Here is an 18,691-nt window from a genome sequence, read left to right as displayed (position 1 = left end):
ATGGAGCAGCGTCGCGTCGTCGTCACCGGCCTCGGCCTCGTCTGCGGGGTCGGTAAAACCGCGCCCGAGGTCTGGGACGGCCTGCTTGCAGGCAAAAGCGGCATGGCTGAGATCAAGGCCTTCGATCTCACCGGCCATCCCGTCCGCTTTGCGGCCGAGGTCAAGGACTTCGACCCGCTCCAGTTCATCGACAAAAAAGAGGCCCGCAAGATGGGCCGCTTCATCCACTTCGCCATTGCCGCCTCCGACGAAGCGATGAAGCACTCCGGCCTGGTCATCGACGAGAGCAACCGTGACCGCTTTGGTGTCCATATCGGCTCCGGCATCGGCGGGTTCGATGTCATCGAGCGCGAGCACTCGGCCATGTTGGCGGGCGGCCCACGCAAGATCTCGCCTTTCTTCATCCCCGGCTCTATCGTCAACCTTGCCGCCGGTCACGTCAGCATCCGCTACAACGCCCGTGGTCCCAATGAAGCCACCGCGACCGCCTGCACCTCCAGCGCGCATTCCATTGGCGATGCCTTCCGCATCATTCAGCGCGGCGATGCCGATGCCATGATCGCTGGAGGCACCGAGGCCGCCATCACGCCCATGGGCGTCGGCGGGTTCGCCGCCATGAAGGCACTCTCCACCCGGAATGATGATCCCGAGCACGCCTGTCGTCCCTTCGATAAGGACCGCGACGGCTTCGTGGTCGGTGAAGGCGCCGGAATCCTCATCATGGAAGAGCTGGAGATGGCCAAGGCACGCGGTGCCCATATCCTCGCCGAAGTCATCGGGTACGGCATGTCCGCCGATGCCTTCCACATGACCGGCATGGCTCCCGAGGGCGAAGGCTGCTTCCGCGCCATGTCTGCCGCCCTCAAGGTCGCCGGAATCTCGCCCGACAAGATCGACTACGTCAATGCCCACGCCACCAGCACGCCGCTGGGCGATGCGCTGGAGTCGCAGGCGATCGAAAACGTCTTCGGCGAGCGGGCGAAGAACCACACCCTGCTCGTCAGCTCCACCAAGTCCATGACCGGTCACCTTCTTGGCGGCGCGGGCGGGCTGGAGGCGGGCATCACCATCCTCGCCATGCTCAACCAGATGGCTCCGCCGACGATGAACATCGTCGAGTTGGATCCCCAGTGCCGCCTGAACTATGTTCCCAACAAGCCTCAGGCAGCGAAGATCGACTACGCGCTTTCAAACTCCTTCGGCTTCGGTGGAACCAACGGCTCGCTGGTCTTCAAACGCTGGACTGAGTAGGGCGTCACTCGGAAGCAGATGCAGATATAGACCTATAGGACGGGCCTTCAGTCCTCCGTGATCGGGTTCCTGTCTACCTGGGGCGTTGCCCCAGGCTGGTATAGAGCGGGCCTTTGGCCCTTGCGCCGACTGGCCTAGTGAACCTCTTGATTAGGTCTTCGTTTTGAAAGGGCGTGGCTTCAGCCACGCCGCAAATCGCACATCTATCACGGGGCTTTAGCCCCCGAGGATTGTTCAGAACTCAATCAGGCCTTCCCTGGAGCAGAATGCTCATTGGGGGAGAGTTTCCTTTTGTCATTCCGCAGCGAAGCGAAGGAATCTGCTTTTAGGGTGTCCATACACCATCGGCAAACTCGCCTCAGAAGGTGAAGGCGACGCCAAGGGTGAAGCGGTCCTGAAAGAACTTTTGCGGCGGTTTGAGGGTGTAGATGACAGCGGTGTAGTCGTCATTGTCGATGACGATGTTGAAATCTTTATAACTGCTGCTGATAATATCCGGATTCTTGCTCCAGGTCTCTCGATAGTCGGCGCGCAGCATCACTCGCGGAGAGATGCGGTACTTGATCCCACCGCCATACTGCAATCCAAACTGGAAGATGCCGCCACCATCGAGCGGCGCGGTTCTTCCAAAGTCGAAGGCAGCCTTGAACAGCCCGAGATTGCCCAGTCCGAGCTTGAATGGGCCTGCGGGTTTCTTAAGCGGCGAATCGGATAGGGCGATGAGTTGAAACGTGGGGCCGACAGCGATGTAGGGCCTCCATCGCGAGGTGGGCGGCCTGAGATGGGCGAGCAGATTGTATTCGAACTGACGAGTGGTCAGGCCGACCCGCTGCGAGTCCACAGTGATGTCGTCGTCTACAACGGGTTGGTCGGAGTCGCCTTCATACACTTCGGAGCCAAGCGTGTATTTCCCCTGCTGGCGAAAGTAGGAGAACTCATTGGAGAAGTACTTCCAACTGTTGATGGTCGCAGTGCCACCGGCGGCCCATCCATCGCCTACCTCATCGAATAGATCGATTTCGAAGAGCGGAGCCGGAGGGTGAGTCGGCACAAGCACAATTCCAGCGAGGCTTAGATAAGTTTCACGAAGATGGAGATAGCCTCCTTCGATGGCCAGCTCGTAGCGTGGCGGGTCCCATTTGTGGCTTACCGCAGGTTGATAGGGAACGTCGGGCTCGACGAGGCGGTCGTGTGGGCGAAAGGAGCGCTTGATCAGGCCCGGCCCGGCTCCCGCCTCCTGATACTGCGCGCCGGAGGCATCGGTCTTGCGCCATGCTCCGTAGTCCTGGGGCAGCTCGCTGCTGCTGCGGAGATAGTCATGCACCTTGAAGCTGCCGGAGATGCCCTGATAGATGAGGTTGCCGCGATAGACGCTGTTGCGGATGGTAAGCGCGGTGTTGCGGGTGCTGCGCTGAAAGCGGTTCGGCGGCGGTGGAACGACTTCCGGTGTGGTGTGGGGGCTATCGCATGAACTGATGTGGAGGACAGCGACCTGGCCGTCAGTCAGCAGGCGGTCGCCGGTGGAGTTGTAGGCGTCGGTCGGTGCCCAGGGGCGCGGCACCATGTCGAGGCTGGTGACGCAGCCGGTAAACTTCAGGTCGTTGACGATCTTGGAGCGCTCGTTGTCGATGTGCTCATCGATGACGTGGATGAACGTCCTCTGCTTGCGGGAGAAGGCGATGCCGATGTCCTGCGTGGAAGAGGCGGTGAGGACAGCTTGATCGTCCCATTCCGCCGTGGTGGGGAAGATGCGCAGATGATGACGCGCGGCGAAGGTGTTGGTGGTCTTGCCGAGGGTGTAGATGGGCTCGCGCTCGTCGAGCAGAAGCACGGACATTGGTGCCTGAGTGTAGGTCTTGTTGCCGCTGAGGGTCTTGAGGGTGCGGAAGGTCGAGCCTGCGGTGAGCTCGTCCGAGGGCAGCCATCCGGCGGCGGTGAAGGCGCGGTGCAGAGCTTCGGGTGATCCGATGAAGACGAGGTTGGTGAGGTCGGAGACCTTGTTGCCTGCCTTGGTGCGGGTGCGGAAGGGCAGAGTCTTCACCAGCGCCTGAAGATGCTCGCGCTCTGCCTCGGAGTTTGCGGAGGGAAGGACGGAGAAGGGATAGGTCTGCGTGGTGATGAGGGGCTTGACGTATTCGAGAATCAACTCGGTGCCGCCGTTGTAGAGAATCTCCGGCTCCGCGAAGCCGAGGACCGCGCTGCTCGCCGCCGAGGCGAAGATATAGGCGATGGGGTCGATCCCCGCGAAGGTAAGGACACCGTTTTCTGCGGAGTGGCCCGGGGTCCCGGTAGATCGGATCCCCTGGATCTTTCCCTTGGAGGTTACCTTTTCCTGCGAGTTCTCCACCTGGTAGATGCGAGCATCCATGGTCAGAGAATGGCCGTCAGGCGTGGTGGCGTGGTTCCAGTCAATGGTGAGCGACGCGGTCTCATGTTTGAATCCCCAGCCGACGCCGTTTGCCTGGGTGACGGTGCCCTCAATGGTTGAGCCCTGCGGGAGGAAGATGAGTCCATCGACCATCAGTGGCGTGATGGAGACCGCTTTTACCGTCATGCCTTCCTTCGCTTTGCGAGACGAGAGCGGTTGGAGCAGGCGGACAGAAAACCTTGTTCCAGCGGGGACACCCGTGATCTTTTCCAGCGAAGGCTGCGGCAAGGAGAGATTTGTCGTGCCGGTGACGATGTGCAGCGTGGCGCCGTCGGTGTGCCAGCGGCCTTTGTGGACGGTGCCGTCGTGGTCGACGGTCATAGCCGCGCCGTTGGGAAAGACCTGCAGGTACTCGGGCGACGTAGCAGAGGTCTGCGGCGGGGTGTAGATATCGCCGAGGTTCGTGCCAAGCAGCGAAGCGACCTTAACGGTCTGCCTGCCCTCTGAGGTGGTGCCGGAGAGTGAGTCGCCAACAAAGGTCGGCGAAGACTCGCCGGGCAAAACGCCGGTCATGGCGTCGGTGCTGCCGACCAGCGTTAGCGGCTGGCCCGTGGTGGCGTCTGTGCCGCTGAGCGCGAAGGCCCAGCCTTCGTTGGGGAGCTTCGTCTCCTGTAGCGAGGCATGGCCGAAGGGAACTATGCCGAGATTGCGGCGGCGGCCGGAGTCGAGATCGTAGTAGCGCAGCAGATAATGCTTCTTTTCGACGACAAGGATGAGAGCACCCTGTCCATCTCGGACGGGCCACGCCTGCATGGCGTGCTTGGTGATACTGCGCGGCTTGCCTTTGCTGCCGCTCACGGTCATCTGGGCCACGCCATCCTTATGGCCATCCTTGCGGATGATGGTAATGGTAGTGACAGGAGGCGGTTCGGCTGCTTTGGCGAAGAGGGGCATCACGCTGAACAGAGCGAGGAGGAGTGCGGTCGTCTTAGCGGCAGCAGTATCGCAATTTCGCATAGGCATCGCTCAGGTCGATGATGCGGGGAGTGTTTCCGAGGATATCACCGGGGTGTAACTGCGGATGCGCTTGATCTTTGCGGACGGATGATTTTGTGGCGAGTGGATGAAATACAGGGTTCTCTCCACTGCGGCGGAAAGAACCCCGCCTTCGGTCGAGATGACGTGGGATGTCGGGACTTGCTTCAAGGATGCGGTTCCGTTGTCGTGTCGCCAGCCCAGTAGCTGCTTCGTGCCGTGACGACAAGGTCGGGGTGGTCTTTCAGCGTGACCGTGATGGCGTGGAGGCCGGGTTGCGGCATCTGCGGCTGGAAGCTCAGGACGTAACGATTGGGAACGTGGTTGGAGATGGTCGCGAGGCCGCGTTCGAGGTCGCGCTGGCTGCTGAAGTGGAAGTACTCTCCGCCGGTCAGATTGGCTACGGTCTCAGGCGCGTTCTTGCGCAGGCCGTTCATGCCGAGGATCGCAGCCATCTTGGCGAGACGCAGCGGCGGCAGAAGCTCGGCGAGGCAGTCGTAGTACTGCGTGCCCTTGGACTCTTCTGCAACGCCCTTGGTGCCGTCGTCTCTCACCGTGGGATCGGTCTTGGGATCGTGCGAGAAGCAGCCGTGTTCGGGGCCGGGGTTTGGGTCGTTGAGCTTTGAGGCTTCGTGACTAATGCCGCTGCGCGAGGAGGAGAAGGCAAGGCTATAGATGGCGGTGTTGGTGTCGCTGACGGCGCGAAGAGCATCCTCGATCCTGACCTTGCTGCCGTGATCGACGGTCTCGCCGATCAGCAGGATGGCGCGGCGGTACTGCGGAGGCTGCTTGCGCAGCAGATCGACGGAGTAGTCGATGGCGTCGAGGATGGCGGCTCCGCTGTCGCCTGGAGGCAGGTTCTGGATAGCGTCTTCCATCAGCGCCAGGTTGGAGGTGAAGCCCTGCAAGATCTCCGGCTCACTGTCGAAGGTGACGACCGAGATGCGGCGAGGTACCTGACCCACGACCGACTCGATCATGGTGGCGAGGTTGCGGTACTTGCCGAACTGGGCTGCTCCGTCGCCGCCGGTCTCAATCGCCACGACCAGCGCCAGCGGCTGGTCGCCGGTGTCCTCTTCGAGATGCACCTTCTGGTCGACGGTGTTGTCGGTGATGGTGAAGTCGTTGGCCGTCAGCGTGAAGACGAGCTCGCCTTTTTTTGTCTTCACCAGCGTAGGCACAAGCACCAGGGTGGATTGTGCGCTGATGGTCGGAACAGGTGCTGCGGGAATGGGCGCATTGCCGGGTGCGCTTTGAGCGCAGACGAATGCAACGGGGAGAAAGAGCAACGCGACTGCGGCACGGAGGTGCATGTTGGCTACTATAACTGCCGGTGAAGGCCGTGCCAAAGATCAGGCGCGACGCGAGCGGAGCTGGCGGGGGAGAGGAGAACCCGTGAAGTAGAGGACTCCATAGCAGAGCACCACCCAAAGAATGCCGCCAGTAGCAAGCGCGATCAGATCGCCGAGATAAGTCTGTCCATGCGCATGGGGCAGAGCGTGCAGCAACAGCGAGACCCCCGCGAGGCTCACAGCGGCAGCAAGCAGAGAGCGCGCCAGTTCGGGGCGGTCCAGCCCGGCAAGCGAGACCATGCGGCGGCGATGGAGAAGTATGGCCAGCGTGACGGTGTGCACGAGGATCGCGAGATTTGACGCCCACGCCAGGCCGATGACTCCGAAGCGGAGATGCAGGAACCAATAACAGGGGATGGAGAGGACGGTGATGATGGTTCCGGCGCGCATGGGAACGAAGGTCTCACCAGCGGCGAAGAAGGCGCGGGAGTAGATGGCCTGCGAAGCCCACAGTGCGAGAGAGATGGTGAAGATGGCGAAGTAGAGCGCGGTGAGATCGGCGTCGGCGTGGTTGAAGGAGCCTCCGCGCAAAACAAGGTCGACGCCGGGGCGGGCAAGCGCGAACATCGCGGCTGAGAGCAGGATGGCTACCGAGAGAATGCGGGTCACGGCGCGGTTGACGGCCGAGGCGTAATCGCCGAAGAGCTTGCGGCTGTAGAGCGAGGCGAAGAAGGGCAGCGATGCGGCTCCAGCAGCCTGTCCAATGATGGCCATCGGCGCGGTGAAGAGGCGTTTGGCGTACATCAGGCGCGTGATATCGCCGGCGCTGTGTTTGGCGAACCACGTAAGGATGATGTTGTCCATGAAGACGACGGTGACGCCGAGCATCAGGGGCAGCGACATGCGCACCCACGAGCGCAGGCCGGGATTGCTGAAGTCGAGGATGGGGCGATAGTGGACTCCGGCGCGGCGCGCGGCGTAGGCATTGACGAGGAAGGGGCCTGCGAAGGCCCCTGCGAGCGCGCCCCATGCCAGTGACGGGATACCGATGGAGTGCGAGAGAACGACACCGCCGAAGATGATGCCGAGCGTGTAGATCAGCGGCGAGACCGCCTGATAGGTGAACTGCTTGCGAACCAGCGCGACCGCGGCAAGGACTCCGCCAGCAAAGAAGAACAGTTGCCCCGGCAGCAGGATGCGCGTCATGAACGTGCAGAGCGCAGCCTCGTAGGGGCTGTCGGGAAAGTAGAGATGGGTGTAGAGCGGAACGAAGAACTCAGCGAGCAGGATGGCGCCGCCGAGCACCAGCAGCATCGTCGTGAGGATAACGGAGAGGGCGCGGTCTCCTTCTTCGTGTTGGTTGGCCTCGCGGTAGCGGCTGAGGATGGTGACGAAGCTGATGGAGGCCGCGCCGCCGATGAGCAGATAGTTGATCAGGTCGGGAAGCTGGAAGGCGACGTTGTAAGCGTCGGTGCCGGGGCCCGCGCCAAAGGTGTAGGCGATGTACTTGTCGCGAACGAGGCCGATGATGCGGGAGAGCAGCGCAAAGACGGAGAGTAGCACTGTCGCCGAAAGCGCGGTGTGCTTGTGCGAGGGACGCAGCCAGCCGAAGCGCTTGGCGGGAACGGGCGGAATGGGATGATCGGTGGCGGTCACTGTTTTCAAGGCTAAGGATGATTCTATCGGGCGGCCTTATGTTGGTGGGGTGGCGGGACTGGTTCGCCCGCGATGCGAGGTGCGAAGAGCGTGCTCAGCATCCCGTTCGTGCTCAGCTTCGGCGTGCTACTCGGCAAACTGCTGCGCGTGGAAAAGACGCAGTCGATATCTGCCGCAGACTGCGGGAATCTTCGCCGCGTTGAACCGGCTGGGCAAATCTGTATTGACGGTGGTGCTGTTTCTGATTGGCACAGGCATCACGCTGAAAGAAGTCGGCGTAAGGCCGCTGATTCAGGGAGTAACGCTGTGGATCGTGGTGGCGAGCATCTCGCTGTGGGCCATCCATGCAGGATGGATGGCGCTTTAGTCGGAGCCTTCGGAGTTTTGCGGGATGTCGAAGAGCTTCGGTGCGGTATGGCGAGAGGTGGTGGTATGTCGCGGCGCGCGGATGGGATGGACCGCAGCGCGGGTCACCGGCTTTGAGAGCAGAGCGTGCAGGTCGCGAAGTTCTTTCTGCAGCTTGCGTAGTTGCTTTGATGGTGCAGCAGGCGCAGCCGCATCGTCGATGCCGAGGGTAAGCTGCGGCTCTTTATGATGCGACTCAGCCTTGAAGATCTGGCGCGCGCCGGGGATGGTATAGCCCTCGTCATAGAGCAGGCTCTTGATGCGCAGAACCATCTCCACGTCGCGGCGGCGGTAGAGCCGCTGTCCGGTGCCACCCTTGTGCGGCTTCAGGCTGGGGAACTCGCCCTCCCAGAAGCGCAGAACGTAGGCAGGCAGGTCGCAGAGTTTGGAGACCTCGCCGATGCGGAAGTACAGCTTGTCCGGGATCTCAGACCCGGCTGATGGAGGCGTTCTGCGGATTGGCTGGTGCTGCGCCATGCCAAAGCTCCCGGATAGCCGACACTTCAGGCTTCCTGCCAGTATAGGACAGCGATGACGGGTTTGTGAGCAGAATTACAGTGTTTCTTCTTTGAAAGTCCACGCTTCGCTATGCTGAATTTGCTGGAACATACAGGGAGCAATCAGCGTATCGTTTCTTGGACAGAGGAGATTTGGTATGCGCGTGACACAGATGATGGCGGCAGCGGCGATAGTCGCAGCAGTGCTGATGAGCGGATGCCGGGTTCAGACAAACAAGCAAGGTGGCAACGAGAACGTGAGAATCGCGACACCGTTCGGCGGCGTGCAGGTGAAGACCAACGATGCAACAGTGCTGGAAGGCATGGGCCTGCCGGCCTATCCCGGCGCGACGCTGGTGAAGAAGGACCACGACCACGGCGCGGCGGATGTGAACATGAACTTCGGCAGCTTCCATCTACGCGTCAAGGCCGCGAGCTACGAGACCCCCGACAGCTCCGACAAGGTCGAGGCGTTCTATCGCAAGGCCCTCGGTGTGTACGGCGACGTCATCGAGTGCTCGAACGACAAGTCCGTGGGAGAGCCGACGCGCACGGCAGAGGGTTTAACCTGCGACGACAACAACAAGCACGTCGCGATCAACGACGATATCTCGCGCAAGCTGGAGCTGAAGGCCGGCTCGAAGCAGCACCAGCATATTGTCGCGATTGACCCGAATGGCACAGGGACGAAGCTGGGGCTAGTGGTCCTGGATCTGCCCGGACATTCCCCTGATAAGGAGAACGAGCAGTAGGCTCGTCGAGGAAGCTGGGGACAGAGTTCCGAGCTCAAAAGCCTCGAACATGAAGCATCCGGACTTTTGGCTGAAGGGCAAAGCTTGCCGCGCCCTACCGGCTGCGGTAGCTTCATAGATATGCATGAATTTTGCCATCGCTGTGGCGGGGAGCTCTCCGACGACACCTCGTCGCCCTTCTGCCCCCATTGCGGCGCTCCCCAGATCTATCTGCTGGACCATGATCAACCGGCAGAGCTGGCGGAGAACACGACCGGCGCAGCTCCGCCTCCTCCACCCCGGCAGATCGAGTGGAAGACGGCGATTCGCTGCGCCTTGCTCGTGGCCGGTATCGCCGCCGCGTTGACGCTGGTGGCGGCCCGCTTCGAGTCGGTTTCGCCCCTAAGCTGGCTTTGGACGGTAAGCGTAAGCGGCTCGCTGATCACGCTGGCCCTCTATCAGAAGCGACGCCCACAGGCATGGATGGACGCAGGCATTGGCGCACGCATCGGTGTCGTCGTCGGGGTCGTCCTGATCGGAAGCCTGGCGGTTGCCATGGCGGCAGGCGGCCTGGTGGCGCGCTATCTGCTGCGCAATATGGCTGGCTTCGACGCCCAGTTGACCCAGCAGCTTCACCTGCAGATTGAACATGCGCTGGCGACCAATCCCGAGGCAAAATCGATGCAGGGCTATCTCAATTCGCCCGAGTTCCGCGCAGGAATGATGCTCGCTGGCTTTGGCCTGATCTCGGGAATTTTGCTTGTGCTTTCGACGATCGGAGGCGCCGTGGGGGGCTTTCTGCGGACGCGCCACAAGGTTTCGGCTTGAGGCACGGTCTGCCGTGCGGTCTTCGCACAGCCTACAGCCTCTTCAATCGAGGCTGGGCTGCTGATATCATCAAGCGCAATCGCTATGAGTGAAACTACCGAACCAACCAAGCCGATTCCGAAGATACGCGAGAAGGGCCGCCTCATGTCGGCCTCCGAGATTGAGCGGACGCTGGTGCGCCTCGCCCACGAGATCGTCGAAAAGCACGATGGCTGCGAAAACCTCGGGCTGGTCGGCATCAAGCGGCGCGGCGTTCCGCTGGCCCAGCGGCTGGGCTCGCTGATCGCGAAGATCGAGAAGTGCCCTGTCGACACCGGCGTGCTCGACATCAGCTTCTACCGCGACGATCTCTCGACCGATGGCGCGCGGCCCAAGGTCGCTCCCGGCGAGGTCGGCTTTGACGTGACTGGCCGCGACATCGTGCTGGTCGACGATGTGCTCTACACCGGGCGCACGATTCGCGCGGCGCTCGATGCCCTGTTCGACCACGGCCGTCCCCGCAGCGTGCAACTGCTGGCGCTGATCGACCGCGGCCACCGCGAGCTGCCCATTCAGGCGACCTTCGTGGGACGCACCATACCGACCTCGCGGCGCGAGATTATCGAGGTCAAGCTTAAAGAGATCGACGAGCAGGAGCAGGTGCTGCTGGTCGAGCTGGTGGATTGACCGCATCGATGACGCAGGAATCGCAAGGCTCGAAAAAGATCTTCCTCTACGCTCCCGGCTCGCTGTTGAGCGTGGCCGATCTCACCGTCGCAGACGTCTCCGCTATATTGACCGTAACCACGCGGCTCGAGCAGATGGCCCACGCACAGCGCGCAACGCTTTTGGCCGGTCGCCGCATCGCCCTCCTCTTCTACGAGTCGAGCACGCGGACGCGCACCTCCTTCGAGCTGGCGGCGAAGTCGCTCGGCGCAACCACCACGCTGGTCAGCGATAAGTCTTCCTCCATCGAAAAAGGCGAGAGCCTCAAGGACACCGGTCTCACCCTGCGCGCTCTCGGGGCCGAGTGCATCATCCTTCGCCATCCGTCATCGGGAGCACCTTTTGTGCTGGCGCGCGAGACCAGCCTGCCCGTCCTGAATGCGGGCGACGGCATGCACGAGCATCCTTCGCAGGCCCTGCTCGATGCACGCACGATGCTGATGCGCCTGCCCGGACGCGATGCCGCAAGGGCGACGGCGAAGAGCCTCGACGGCGTGACCGTCGTTATCACCGGCGACATTCTGCACAGCCGCGTAGCGCGATCGAATGCATGGCTTCTGCCGCAACTCGGCGCAAAGGTTCTGCTCTGTGGACCCGAACGGCTGCTGCCCGAAATGGCAAGCAGTCTCGGCGATGGCGTTGAGATCGCGCGCGACTTCGATGCCGCCCTGCGCCGCTCGCAGGTAGTTATGATGCTGCGCATTCAAAAAGAGCGTCTCGCCGGGCTGGAGCTTGACCTCGCGGACTACATCGCACGCTATCAGCTCAACGGAGAGCGTCTCGCCGCACAGGCACCCGATGCTCTGGTGATGCATCCCGGCCCCATGATTCGCGGTCTGGAGATTGCTGGCGACGTGGCCGACGGCCCCAACTCCGCGATCGAGTTGCAGGTGAGCAACGGCCTCTCCGTGCGTTCGGCGCTGCTGCTTCGCGCCCTGAGCGAGGGCGGATTCGAGAGTGTAACTGTATGAGTGACGTATTAATTTTGAATGGCCGTGTGATCGATCCGGCAAACGGCCTCAACGAGGCCCGCGACCTTCTCCTTCGCGATGGCAAGGTCGCCGCAATCGACAAGCCGGGCAGCCTGAAGGGCACGGGGGCAGCAGAGATTATCGATGCCTCTGGGCTGGTGGTTGCGCCGGGGCTGGTCGATATCCACGTCCACCTCCGCGAGCCGGGCCAGACCTACAAGGAGACCATCGCCACAGGAACGGCAGCGGCAGCAGCGGGTGGCTTCACTACCGTTGTCGCCATGCCCAACACCATTCCGGTGAATGACTCCGTAGCCGGGCTCGAATGGATGCTCGCACCCGAGCGCGGGGCTGTTGTAAAACTTTTCGCCATGCCGGCAGCCACGCTGGGCAGCATGGGCGCCACGCTGACCGACTTTGCCGCGCTGCACAAGGCCGGAGTCGTCGGCTTCACCGACGATGGCAAGCCCATCCTCGAAGACGCCATCATGCGCGAAGCGCTCATCGCCGCTGCACGGCTGGGGGTGCCTGTTTCACAGCACGCCGAAGACACGCACCTCACCGGCGGATGCAGCATGAACTACGGCCCGGTGGCGTTTCGCCTCGGTCTGCGCGGCATGACCGTCGAAGCCGAGTCGCGGATCGTGGAGCGCGACATCCGCTTGTTGCAGGAGATCGAAAGATCCGAAGGCCTGCGTCCCCACCTGCATGTGCAGCATGTCTCGACCGGCCGCGCTCTCGATGCCATTCGCGCGGCGAAGGCGCAGGGACTGCATGTCACCTGCGAGGCCGCGCCGCATCACTTCACCCTGACCGATGAGGCCATCGGCGACTACGACACCAACGCCAAGATGAATCCTCCGCTGCGCGCCGAGGCTGATCGTCAGGCCGTTCTCGCTGGGCTGGCCGACGGCACGGTGGATTGCATCGCAACCGATCACGCTCCCCACGCCGCGCACGAGAAGGAGCAGGAGTTCGAGCGCGCTCCCAACGGCATTACCGGCCTTGAGACCGCGCTGGGCCTGGCGTTGCGCGTTCTGCATCGCGGACAGGGCCTATCGCTGAGCAAGATTCTTTCGCTCATGAGCACGGCTCCCGCGGGAATTGCATTGCTCCCCGGCAGAGGTTCACTGACTCCCGGCAGCTTCGCCGATGTAGTTATCTTCGATCCCGCAGCCTCGTGGAGCTTTGCCGCAAAGCAATCGCGCTCGAAGTCGAAGAACACTCCCTTCGACGGCGCGCCCATGCTGGGACGGGTACACGCGACCATCAGCGAAGGCCGCATCGTCTTTCGTCAGTAAGCGCGGGCAGGCCAGCCGCGATATGCTGGAACCCCATGGATCCATTCACGCACCTGATGACCGGAGCCGTCCTCGCTCGCAGCGGCTTCAATCGCAAGGCAGCCTACGCCACGCTGGCCATGACGCTGGCCGCCGAAGCGCCTGATCTCGACACCCTCTGGGCCATCCGTGGTCCCATCGCCGCCTTCCAGCATCATCGCGGATGGACCCATACTCTCCTCGGTCTTCCCCTCGAAGCGGCCGTAGTCGTCGGAGCAGTCTATCTCTTCCACCGCTGGCGTCTCCGCCGCAAAAAGCCCGCAAAGCAATCCGCTCCCCTGCGCTGGGGCCTGCTGTATGCCTTCGCTCTCGTTGCGCTCCTCAGCCATCTCCTCCTCGACTGGACGAACAACTACGGCATCCGTCCTTTCTTTCCTTTCAACCCGCACTGGTACGCAGCCTCGCTGGTCTTCATCTTCGAGCCCGTCATCTTTGGTCTTCTGCTCATCGCCCTCATCGCCCCCGCGCTCTTCGGCCTCGTCAACAGCGAGGTCGGTGCACGCAAGCCAGCTTTTCGCGGACGCGGCTGGGCCATCGCCGCGCTCGTCGCCATCGTCGCCTTGTGGGGCTGGCGCGCCGTCGAGCAGCAACAGGCCATTCAACTCGCCCTCAATAGTCAGGACTTCGGCGCCGATCCAGGCGGCGTTCAGATTCTTCGCGTCTCCGCTGAGCCCTACCCCACCAATCCCTTCCACTGGCAGGTCATCGTCGACACGCCCAACTTCTACCAGCTAGGCACCGTCGATACCTTTACCAACACCGTAACCACCAACGCGCACTCCGACCTCTTCTACAAACCTGCGGAGACGGCAGCCACACTCGCTGCCAAACAAAGCTGGCTCGGCCATGTCTATCTCGACTGGTCTCAACTCCCGCTCGTCACCCAATCCGACGCCGATCCCATCACGGGAGCGATCACCGTAACATTTCGCGATCTGCGCTTCCTGTACGACGCCTCGTTCATGCGTGGCCGCGAACATCCGCCGCTCTCCGGCGCCGTCACCCTCGACGCCGCCCACCGTGTCACCCGCATGGAGATGGACGGCCACATCCAGCACTAAGTCAGCACGAAGCCAGGCCAGATAGACCCAATCTATCAGGATGCTGTAACTTATCTCTGTCGATCGACTCCTATGAGCGAGAGTCCGCACGTGGGCCTATTTCAATCCGAGGTGCAGCATGTTCGACATGAAAAACCTTACTAAGTTGAAGCGACTGGACGAAAACGCGCCGGACGCGATGAAGGCCTTCTGGGCCTTCGACAAGGCTGCCTTCACCGAAGGCACGATCGATGTTCTGCATAAGCAGTTGATGGCTGTTGCGGTTGCGCTGACAACGCAATGTCCTTACTGCATTGAGCTGCACACGAAGGCGGCACGCGACGCCGGGGCGACCGACCAGATGCTTGCAGAGACTGCTGCGGTTGCCGCCGCGATGCGTGCTGGTGCTGCCATCACGCACGCAACCCATTTATTCAAAAGCTAGTTAAGAAAAAACCTTAAAAGTTAGTTCTAAAAACTAATTTTCTCTCGGCTCGCGGTAATTCCGGGAACCGCAGAACGCATCCCTGCGTATCGATAATTGCAAGGAGCAGGTGCCTGCTCCCTATCGAAAGGATGCATATGAAGATATTTCATGCCATCGCGGCGTGCACGGTACTGCTGTGCTTAAATCTGTCGGCGCAGACTCCGTGCAGCGGCTCCAAAGTGGCTGGCATCGTACGAGACTCCACGGGTGCGATCATCCCCGGAGCCAGCGTCACGCTCGACGGAGGTGAAACAACACAGAGCGGCGATGCCGGTCAGTTTCACTTCTCCTGCGTCGCTTCCGGCCAACATGATCTGCGAGTCAGCGAAACCAGCTTCGCGCCCAAAGAATTAAATATTCACGTTCCCCAGCCAAAGGCGGAGCTGGTTGTCATTCTGCAGCCCGAAGACGTGACGACCTCGGTGAATGTTGGTGAAGACAGCGGCAATGAAGTTGATGCCGCGGCTAACGGCACCTCTCAGACCATCTCAGGCGATCAGCTCAGCACGCTCGCCGACGACCCCGACGACCTCAAGCGCGAGCTGCAGCAACTGGCCGCGACCAGTGGCGGTCTCGCCGCCAACACCACCATCACCGTAGACGGCTTCCAAAGTTCATCTCCTCTCCCGCCTAAGAGTTCCATCGCCTACATCAAGGTCAACCCCGACCTCTTCTCCGCCGAGTATCGCCAGCCGCCTTTCGACGGCGGTCGCGTCGAGGTCTACACCCGGCCCGGCCAGAGCGCATTCCACGGCGCGCTCTTCACCACTAACGGCAGCCCGTGGGAGAACGCCCGTGATCCCTTCTCTACCAGCCGGGCAGCACTGGGCAAGCAGCGCTACGGCTTCGAGCTGAACGGCCCCGTGCGCAAGAAGGGCAGTGACTTCGCGCTCACCTTGGAGCACCGCACCATCGACGACTACGCTGTCGTCAACGCCATCACGCTCGACGATCAGGGCAACCAGCAAAGCACCATCGCCAACGTTGCCGCGCCACAGCAGCTCTGGCTGGCAACGGCGCGCCTGGGCTGGCAGCTCAACGAGAAGAACACCTTCACCACGTCCTACAACGGCAACGTCAACCATTCGCAAAACGTAGGCGTCGGCGGAACATCATTGCCCGAGACCGGCTACAGCAGTGGCACCTACGACCACACCCTGCGGTTGTTGAACGTCACCACCGTCTCACCCAAGCTGATGCACGAGGCACGCGTCGCCTTCGACTGGACCGGCGAGACCGATGTTCCCAGCGCCACGACGCCTCAGGTACAGGTCGCTGGCGCCTTCACCAGTGGCGGCGCATCCATCGGACAGCAGCGGTTGCATACCTTCGAGATCGAGGCCGACGACGACGCCATTCTCAGCACGGCGAAGCATCTGCTCAAGTTCGGAACGCAGTTCAAGATGTATAACGTCAGCGACCAGCTCACAACAAACTTCAACGGCGTCTATACCTTCGGCGGGGGCAGCGCGCCTGTGCTCGATGCCAACGGTAACCCCATTCCCGGCCAAACCGAGATTATCTCCGGTCTCGAGCAATATCGTCGTGCCAAGCTCGGCCTCGCCGGCGGAACGCCTACAGCTTACAACAACGTGACGGGAACGCCGCAGGTCAGCTTCACGCAGATACGTGACTCGCTCTACATTCAGGACATGTGGAAGGTGCGACCAAAGCTGCAGATCGCCATGGGCTTCCGCTACTACCTGCAAACCGCACCGCTCACCATGAACGGAGCGACACCGCGCCTCGGCATCGCATGGTCGCCCGATAAAAAAGAGAAGTGGCAACTGCACGCGCACGTCGGCCTCTTCACCGGCCAGTATGGCACCTCCGACTATCAGGAGCTGCAACGCGAGGACGGCGTCCATCGCATCACCAGCACCGTCTACAACCCCATCTACAACGATCCCTTCGACGGCGCGACCATCATCCACTCCGTCCGTCAGGCATCGCCGCACCTGCAAAACATCACCTTCGCCATCGAGAACGTAGGGGGCACCCACACCTTCCCCCACGGCTGGTCGGTCAACACCGATGTCTACTGGGGGCGCATCTGGAACTACACCCGCACGCTCAACATTAACTCGCCGCTCAACGACAACCCCACCGGCCCGCGCCCCAGCACGCCCAACCTCAACATTTTGCAGACCAACAACAGTGGTCAGGGTCGAGCTAATGTGGAGTTCTTCGGCATCAACCAGCATGAGTTGAAGCACCTGAACTTCTTCTTCGGTGCCGTCCGCGTCGACCTGATCGACAACACCAACGACGACACCTTCTTCAACCCGCAGAGTTCGCGCACCGACGCCGGTGAATTCGCGCCGCGAAACGGCCAGGGCCGCTGGCAGATCTTCGGCAACGGAATGCTCAAGCTGCCCGAGAAGTTTGAGTTGAGCACCAACCTGCAAGCTCAGAGCGGTGTGCCTTACAACATCACCACGGGCTTCGACAACAACGGCGATGGCAACTTCAACGACCGCCCGCAGTACGCGCCCACCGGCGATCCCGATGCCATTCCAACCCAGTTTGGCCTGCTCGTACCAAGCGGCGGTATCGGAGCATTTCCACGTAACGCCGGACGAACCCCGTGGACGGTCCACATGGATACCAATATCGAGCGCAAACTTCAACTGAACAATCCCAAGGCCGAACATCCGCAGACGCTGACGTTCAACGTGCGCAGCTCGAATGTGCTGAATCACCTGAACGTCACCAGCGTAGGCGGTGTTCTCGGCTCGCCCCTCTTCAACCGCCCCTACGCCGCCGACAACGGCCGCCGCATCGAGGCAGGCGTGCGCTACAGCTTCTGATCAGCCGATGGTTCGCTCCGAGGTAATCTTCCAGCTTCCATCGACGAGCTTTAGTTTCAGCTGTGCTTTGATGCGCTGTTCCTGGATGACCGATGAGGGAAGCTCTACGATGATGTGTTTGATGAGGGTAACGACAGCGCTGGCTGCTGTCTTTTTCTGCACAACGACGTCTTCTGCCTTGAACGTCCACAACCCTTTTCTATTGTCGATCTCGACTTGCTTGTCGTTGAGCAGTTGCTCTCTGCTGACATCCGGCGTCAGAAAATAGCGATCGAGAGGGGTTGCATAAAACGAGAGTTGGGACTGCACATCGCGAGTGCGTATGGCGGCAGCCCACGCCTGCACCCATGCCTTGATGTCCGTGGGCATCGCCGCAGGTACAGGCTGTGGTGGCGCTACCGCTGTAGCTGGCGGGTCTGGCACTGGTGCGGCGGCCTGGTTCTCCACCGAAGCGCTTGCAGTGTGTCCTTCCGGCTTTGCAGTATAGAGGCTCTGTGATGAATGGGGACGTTGCAGAAAGTAGATGGCAGCAGCCAAAAGAAGAAGGAGCAGCGGCAGCACCAATAGAATCGCGGATTGCCTCCTCTTGGTTGGAGCTGCTTCCATTGCCGCCGGGGGAGCCAGTGTGGATCGCCGTGGCGCGGTGAGTGTAGGTTCGGCGTTTTTCGGCACAGGCGTCGGCTCTGGACTTGGCTCGGGCTTTGATTCTGCTTGCGACTCGATCTTTGATTCTGGCTGCGGTTCTGACTTCGATTCGATGGATGTCGTCGGCATCACATCAGGAGCGCGGTTAATCGGTGCGGGCGAGATCTCCTTCGCCTCGATCGGCGCAGCAGGGCTGCCTTCGGCAATCACCGGTATCGTCTCAACGACCGGGTCTGGTGGAGCCGGTTCGGTGGCCGGCAATGTCCATGAGGTTGTCTGACGTGAGGCTGCACTGTAGTTAAGCTCGGCCTTCAGCGACTCAAAGGCCCGCTCGATCTTGGAGCGAACAATCTCGTCCTGCGCAACGTTGCCTGCCAGGGCCGAAGCCAGAAAATTTGCTTCTGTATGCAGCGTCGTGGCATCAGGCTGAGAAGTCGCTCGCACAACGGTTTTGTCATTCGGATTCATCGTCCGAAAGGATGGGCCCAGGCCGTAGACGATCAGTTCGTCTTCCGTGCGAACCGTCTCGAGCGACACTTCGCGGAGATGCTGCTCTAGCGTGCGCAAAACAAGGTCGGCGTCCGAGTGTTTCACAATTTCATCGAATTGAAGTTTCACGAAAACTCTCTT

The 18,691-nt window shown here is 61.4% G+C and carries 15 protein-coding genes; 10 read left to right on the top strand and 5 right to left on the bottom strand.

The features are described from left to right. Window positions 1–1,251, top strand: coding sequence for a beta-ketoacyl-ACP synthase II (gene fabF, locus GSQ81_RS14270; RefSeq protein WP_158911360.1), 1,251 nt, complete (start codon window positions 1–3; stop codon window positions 1,249–1,251). Between the two features lie 358 nt (window positions 1,252–1,609). On the opposite strand, the gene GSQ81_RS14265 is transcribed toward fabF, so the two are convergent. The 3 genes from GSQ81_RS14265 to murJ form a co-directional block, all read right to left on the bottom strand. Then, window positions 1,610–4,636 carry an LssY C-terminal domain-containing protein gene (locus tag GSQ81_RS14265; protein ID WP_158911359.1) on the bottom strand — a complete coding sequence of 1,009 codons (3,027 nt, stop codon included), beginning with the start codon at window positions 4,634–4,636 and terminating at the stop codon, window positions 1,610–1,612. A 185-nt stretch (window positions 4,637–4,821) separates the two neighbouring features. Then, a complete protein-coding gene (locus GSQ81_RS14260; RefSeq protein ID WP_158911358.1) occupies window positions 4,822–5,967 on the bottom strand; it encodes a VWA domain-containing protein in 1,146 nt (381 codons plus the stop codon). 39 nt (window positions 5,968–6,006) lie between these two features. Continuing rightward, window positions 6,007–7,602, bottom strand: coding sequence for a murein biosynthesis integral membrane protein MurJ (gene murJ, locus GSQ81_RS14255; protein WP_254060304.1), 1,596 nt, complete (start codon window positions 7,600–7,602; stop codon window positions 6,007–6,009). Here murJ and GSQ81_RS19825 point away from each other — a divergent pair. Next, window positions 7,592–7,969, top strand: a complete 378-nt coding sequence (locus GSQ81_RS19825; RefSeq protein WP_216846442.1) for a hypothetical protein — start codon at window positions 7,592–7,594, stop codon at window positions 7,967–7,969. The genes murJ and GSQ81_RS19825 overlap by 11 nt on opposite strands. Here GSQ81_RS19825 and GSQ81_RS14245 read toward each other — a convergent pair. After that, window positions 7,966–8,484, bottom strand: coding sequence for a MerR family transcriptional regulator (locus GSQ81_RS14245; protein ID WP_158911356.1), 519 nt, complete (start codon window positions 8,482–8,484; stop codon window positions 7,966–7,968). The two genes, GSQ81_RS19825 and GSQ81_RS14245, sit on opposite strands and share 4 nt — an antisense overlap. A 178-nt stretch (window positions 8,485–8,662) precedes the next feature. Between GSQ81_RS14245 and GSQ81_RS14240 the strand changes: the two genes are divergently transcribed. The 8 genes from GSQ81_RS14240 to GSQ81_RS14205 all read left to right on the top strand — a co-directional run bounded on the left by GSQ81_RS14240 (window position 8,663) and on the right by GSQ81_RS14205 (window position 17,416). After that, the gene (locus GSQ81_RS14240; protein ID WP_158911355.1) at window positions 8,663–9,256 is read left to right on the top strand and encodes a hypothetical protein; all 594 of its coding nucleotides are present in this window, start codon (window positions 8,663–8,665) and stop codon (window positions 9,254–9,256) included. 120 nt (window positions 9,257–9,376) lie between these two features. Further along, window positions 9,377–10,063 (top strand): zinc ribbon domain-containing protein, encoded by a 687-nt coding sequence (locus tag GSQ81_RS14235; protein ID WP_216846441.1) that lies wholly within the window; start codon window positions 9,377–9,379, stop codon window positions 10,061–10,063. Window positions 10,064–10,147: 84 nt separating this feature from the next. Then, the gene (gene pyrR / locus GSQ81_RS14230) at window positions 10,148–10,729 is read left to right on the top strand and encodes a bifunctional pyr operon transcriptional regulator/uracil phosphoribosyltransferase PyrR (protein WP_305794255.1); all 582 of its coding nucleotides are present in this window, start codon (window positions 10,148–10,150) and stop codon (window positions 10,727–10,729) included. 8 nt (window positions 10,730–10,737) lie between these two features. Beyond that, window positions 10,738–11,739: an aspartate carbamoyltransferase catalytic subunit gene (locus tag GSQ81_RS14225; RefSeq protein ID WP_158911353.1), complete on the top strand. Its 1,002-nt coding sequence runs from the start codon at window positions 10,738–10,740 to the stop codon at window positions 11,737–11,739. Beyond that, complete coding sequence (locus GSQ81_RS14220) at window positions 11,736–13,040, top strand: dihydroorotase (RefSeq protein WP_158911352.1); 1,305 nt, start codon at window positions 11,736–11,738, stop codon at window positions 13,038–13,040. The genes GSQ81_RS14225 and GSQ81_RS14220 overlap by 4 nt, the downstream gene beginning before the upstream one ends. A gap of 35 nt (window positions 13,041–13,075) precedes the next feature. Next, the gene (locus tag GSQ81_RS14215; protein ID WP_158911351.1) at window positions 13,076–14,140 is read left to right on the top strand and encodes a metal-dependent hydrolase; all 1,065 of its coding nucleotides are present in this window, start codon (window positions 13,076–13,078) and stop codon (window positions 14,138–14,140) included. A 118-nt stretch (window positions 14,141–14,258) separates the two neighbouring features. Beyond that, window positions 14,259–14,564 (top strand): carboxymuconolactone decarboxylase family protein, encoded by a 306-nt coding sequence (locus tag GSQ81_RS14210; RefSeq protein ID WP_158911350.1) that lies wholly within the window; start codon window positions 14,259–14,261, stop codon window positions 14,562–14,564. 137 nt (window positions 14,565–14,701) lie between these two features. Beyond that, window positions 14,702–17,416: a TonB-dependent receptor gene (locus tag GSQ81_RS14205; protein ID WP_158911349.1), complete on the top strand. Its 2,715-nt coding sequence runs from the start codon at window positions 14,702–14,704 to the stop codon at window positions 17,414–17,416. Here the strand turns inward: GSQ81_RS14205 and GSQ81_RS14200 are convergent, their stop codons facing one another. After that, window positions 17,417–18,679 carry a hypothetical protein gene (locus GSQ81_RS14200; RefSeq protein ID WP_158911348.1) on the bottom strand — a complete coding sequence of 421 codons (1,263 nt, stop codon included), beginning with the start codon at window positions 18,677–18,679 and terminating at the stop codon, window positions 17,417–17,419. It abuts the gene before it with no gap. Window positions 18,680–18,691 lie beyond the last annotated feature (12 nt).

This window comes from Granulicella sp. L56 (genome assembly GCF_009765835.1).
Taxonomy (GTDB): Bacteria; Acidobacteriota; Terriglobia; order Terriglobales; family Acidobacteriaceae; genus Edaphobacter.
This window is presented reverse-complemented; position numbering and strand designations above follow the sequence as displayed.

Bases quoted from the DNA above. Each gene is read 5' to 3' on its own strand.
- fabF (WP_158911360.1), top strand. From the start codon at position 1: ATGGAGCAGCGTCGCGTCGTCGTCACCGGCCTCGGCCTCGTCTGCGGG.
- GSQ81_RS14265 (WP_158911359.1), bottom strand. From the start codon at position 4,636: ATGCGAAATTGCGATACTGCTGCCGCTAAGACGACCGCACTCCTCCTC.
- GSQ81_RS14260 (WP_158911358.1), bottom strand. From the start codon at position 5,967: ATGCACCTCCGTGCCGCAGTCGCGTTGCTCTTTCTCCCCGTTGCATTC.
- GSQ81_RS14245 (WP_158911356.1), bottom strand. From the start codon at position 8,484: ATGGCGCAGCACCAGCCAATCCGCAGAACGCCTCCATCAGCCGGGTCT.
- GSQ81_RS14240 (WP_158911355.1), top strand. From the start codon at position 8,663: ATGCGCGTGACACAGATGATGGCGGCAGCGGCGATAGTCGCAGCAGTG.
- GSQ81_RS14235 (WP_216846441.1), top strand. From the start codon at position 9,377: ATGCATGAATTTTGCCATCGCTGTGGCGGGGAGCTCTCCGACGACACC.
- pyrR (WP_305794255.1), top strand. From the start codon at position 10,148: ATGAGTGAAACTACCGAACCAACCAAGCCGATTCCGAAGATACGCGAG.
- GSQ81_RS14225 (WP_158911353.1), top strand. From the start codon at position 10,738: ATGACGCAGGAATCGCAAGGCTCGAAAAAGATCTTCCTCTACGCTCCC.
- GSQ81_RS14220 (WP_158911352.1), top strand. From the start codon at position 11,736: ATGAGTGACGTATTAATTTTGAATGGCCGTGTGATCGATCCGGCAAAC.
- GSQ81_RS14215 (WP_158911351.1), top strand. From the start codon at position 13,076: ATGGATCCATTCACGCACCTGATGACCGGAGCCGTCCTCGCTCGCAGC.
- GSQ81_RS14210 (WP_158911350.1), top strand. From the start codon at position 14,259: ATGTTCGACATGAAAAACCTTACTAAGTTGAAGCGACTGGACGAAAAC.
- GSQ81_RS14205 (WP_158911349.1), top strand. From the start codon at position 14,702: ATGAAGATATTTCATGCCATCGCGGCGTGCACGGTACTGCTGTGCTTA.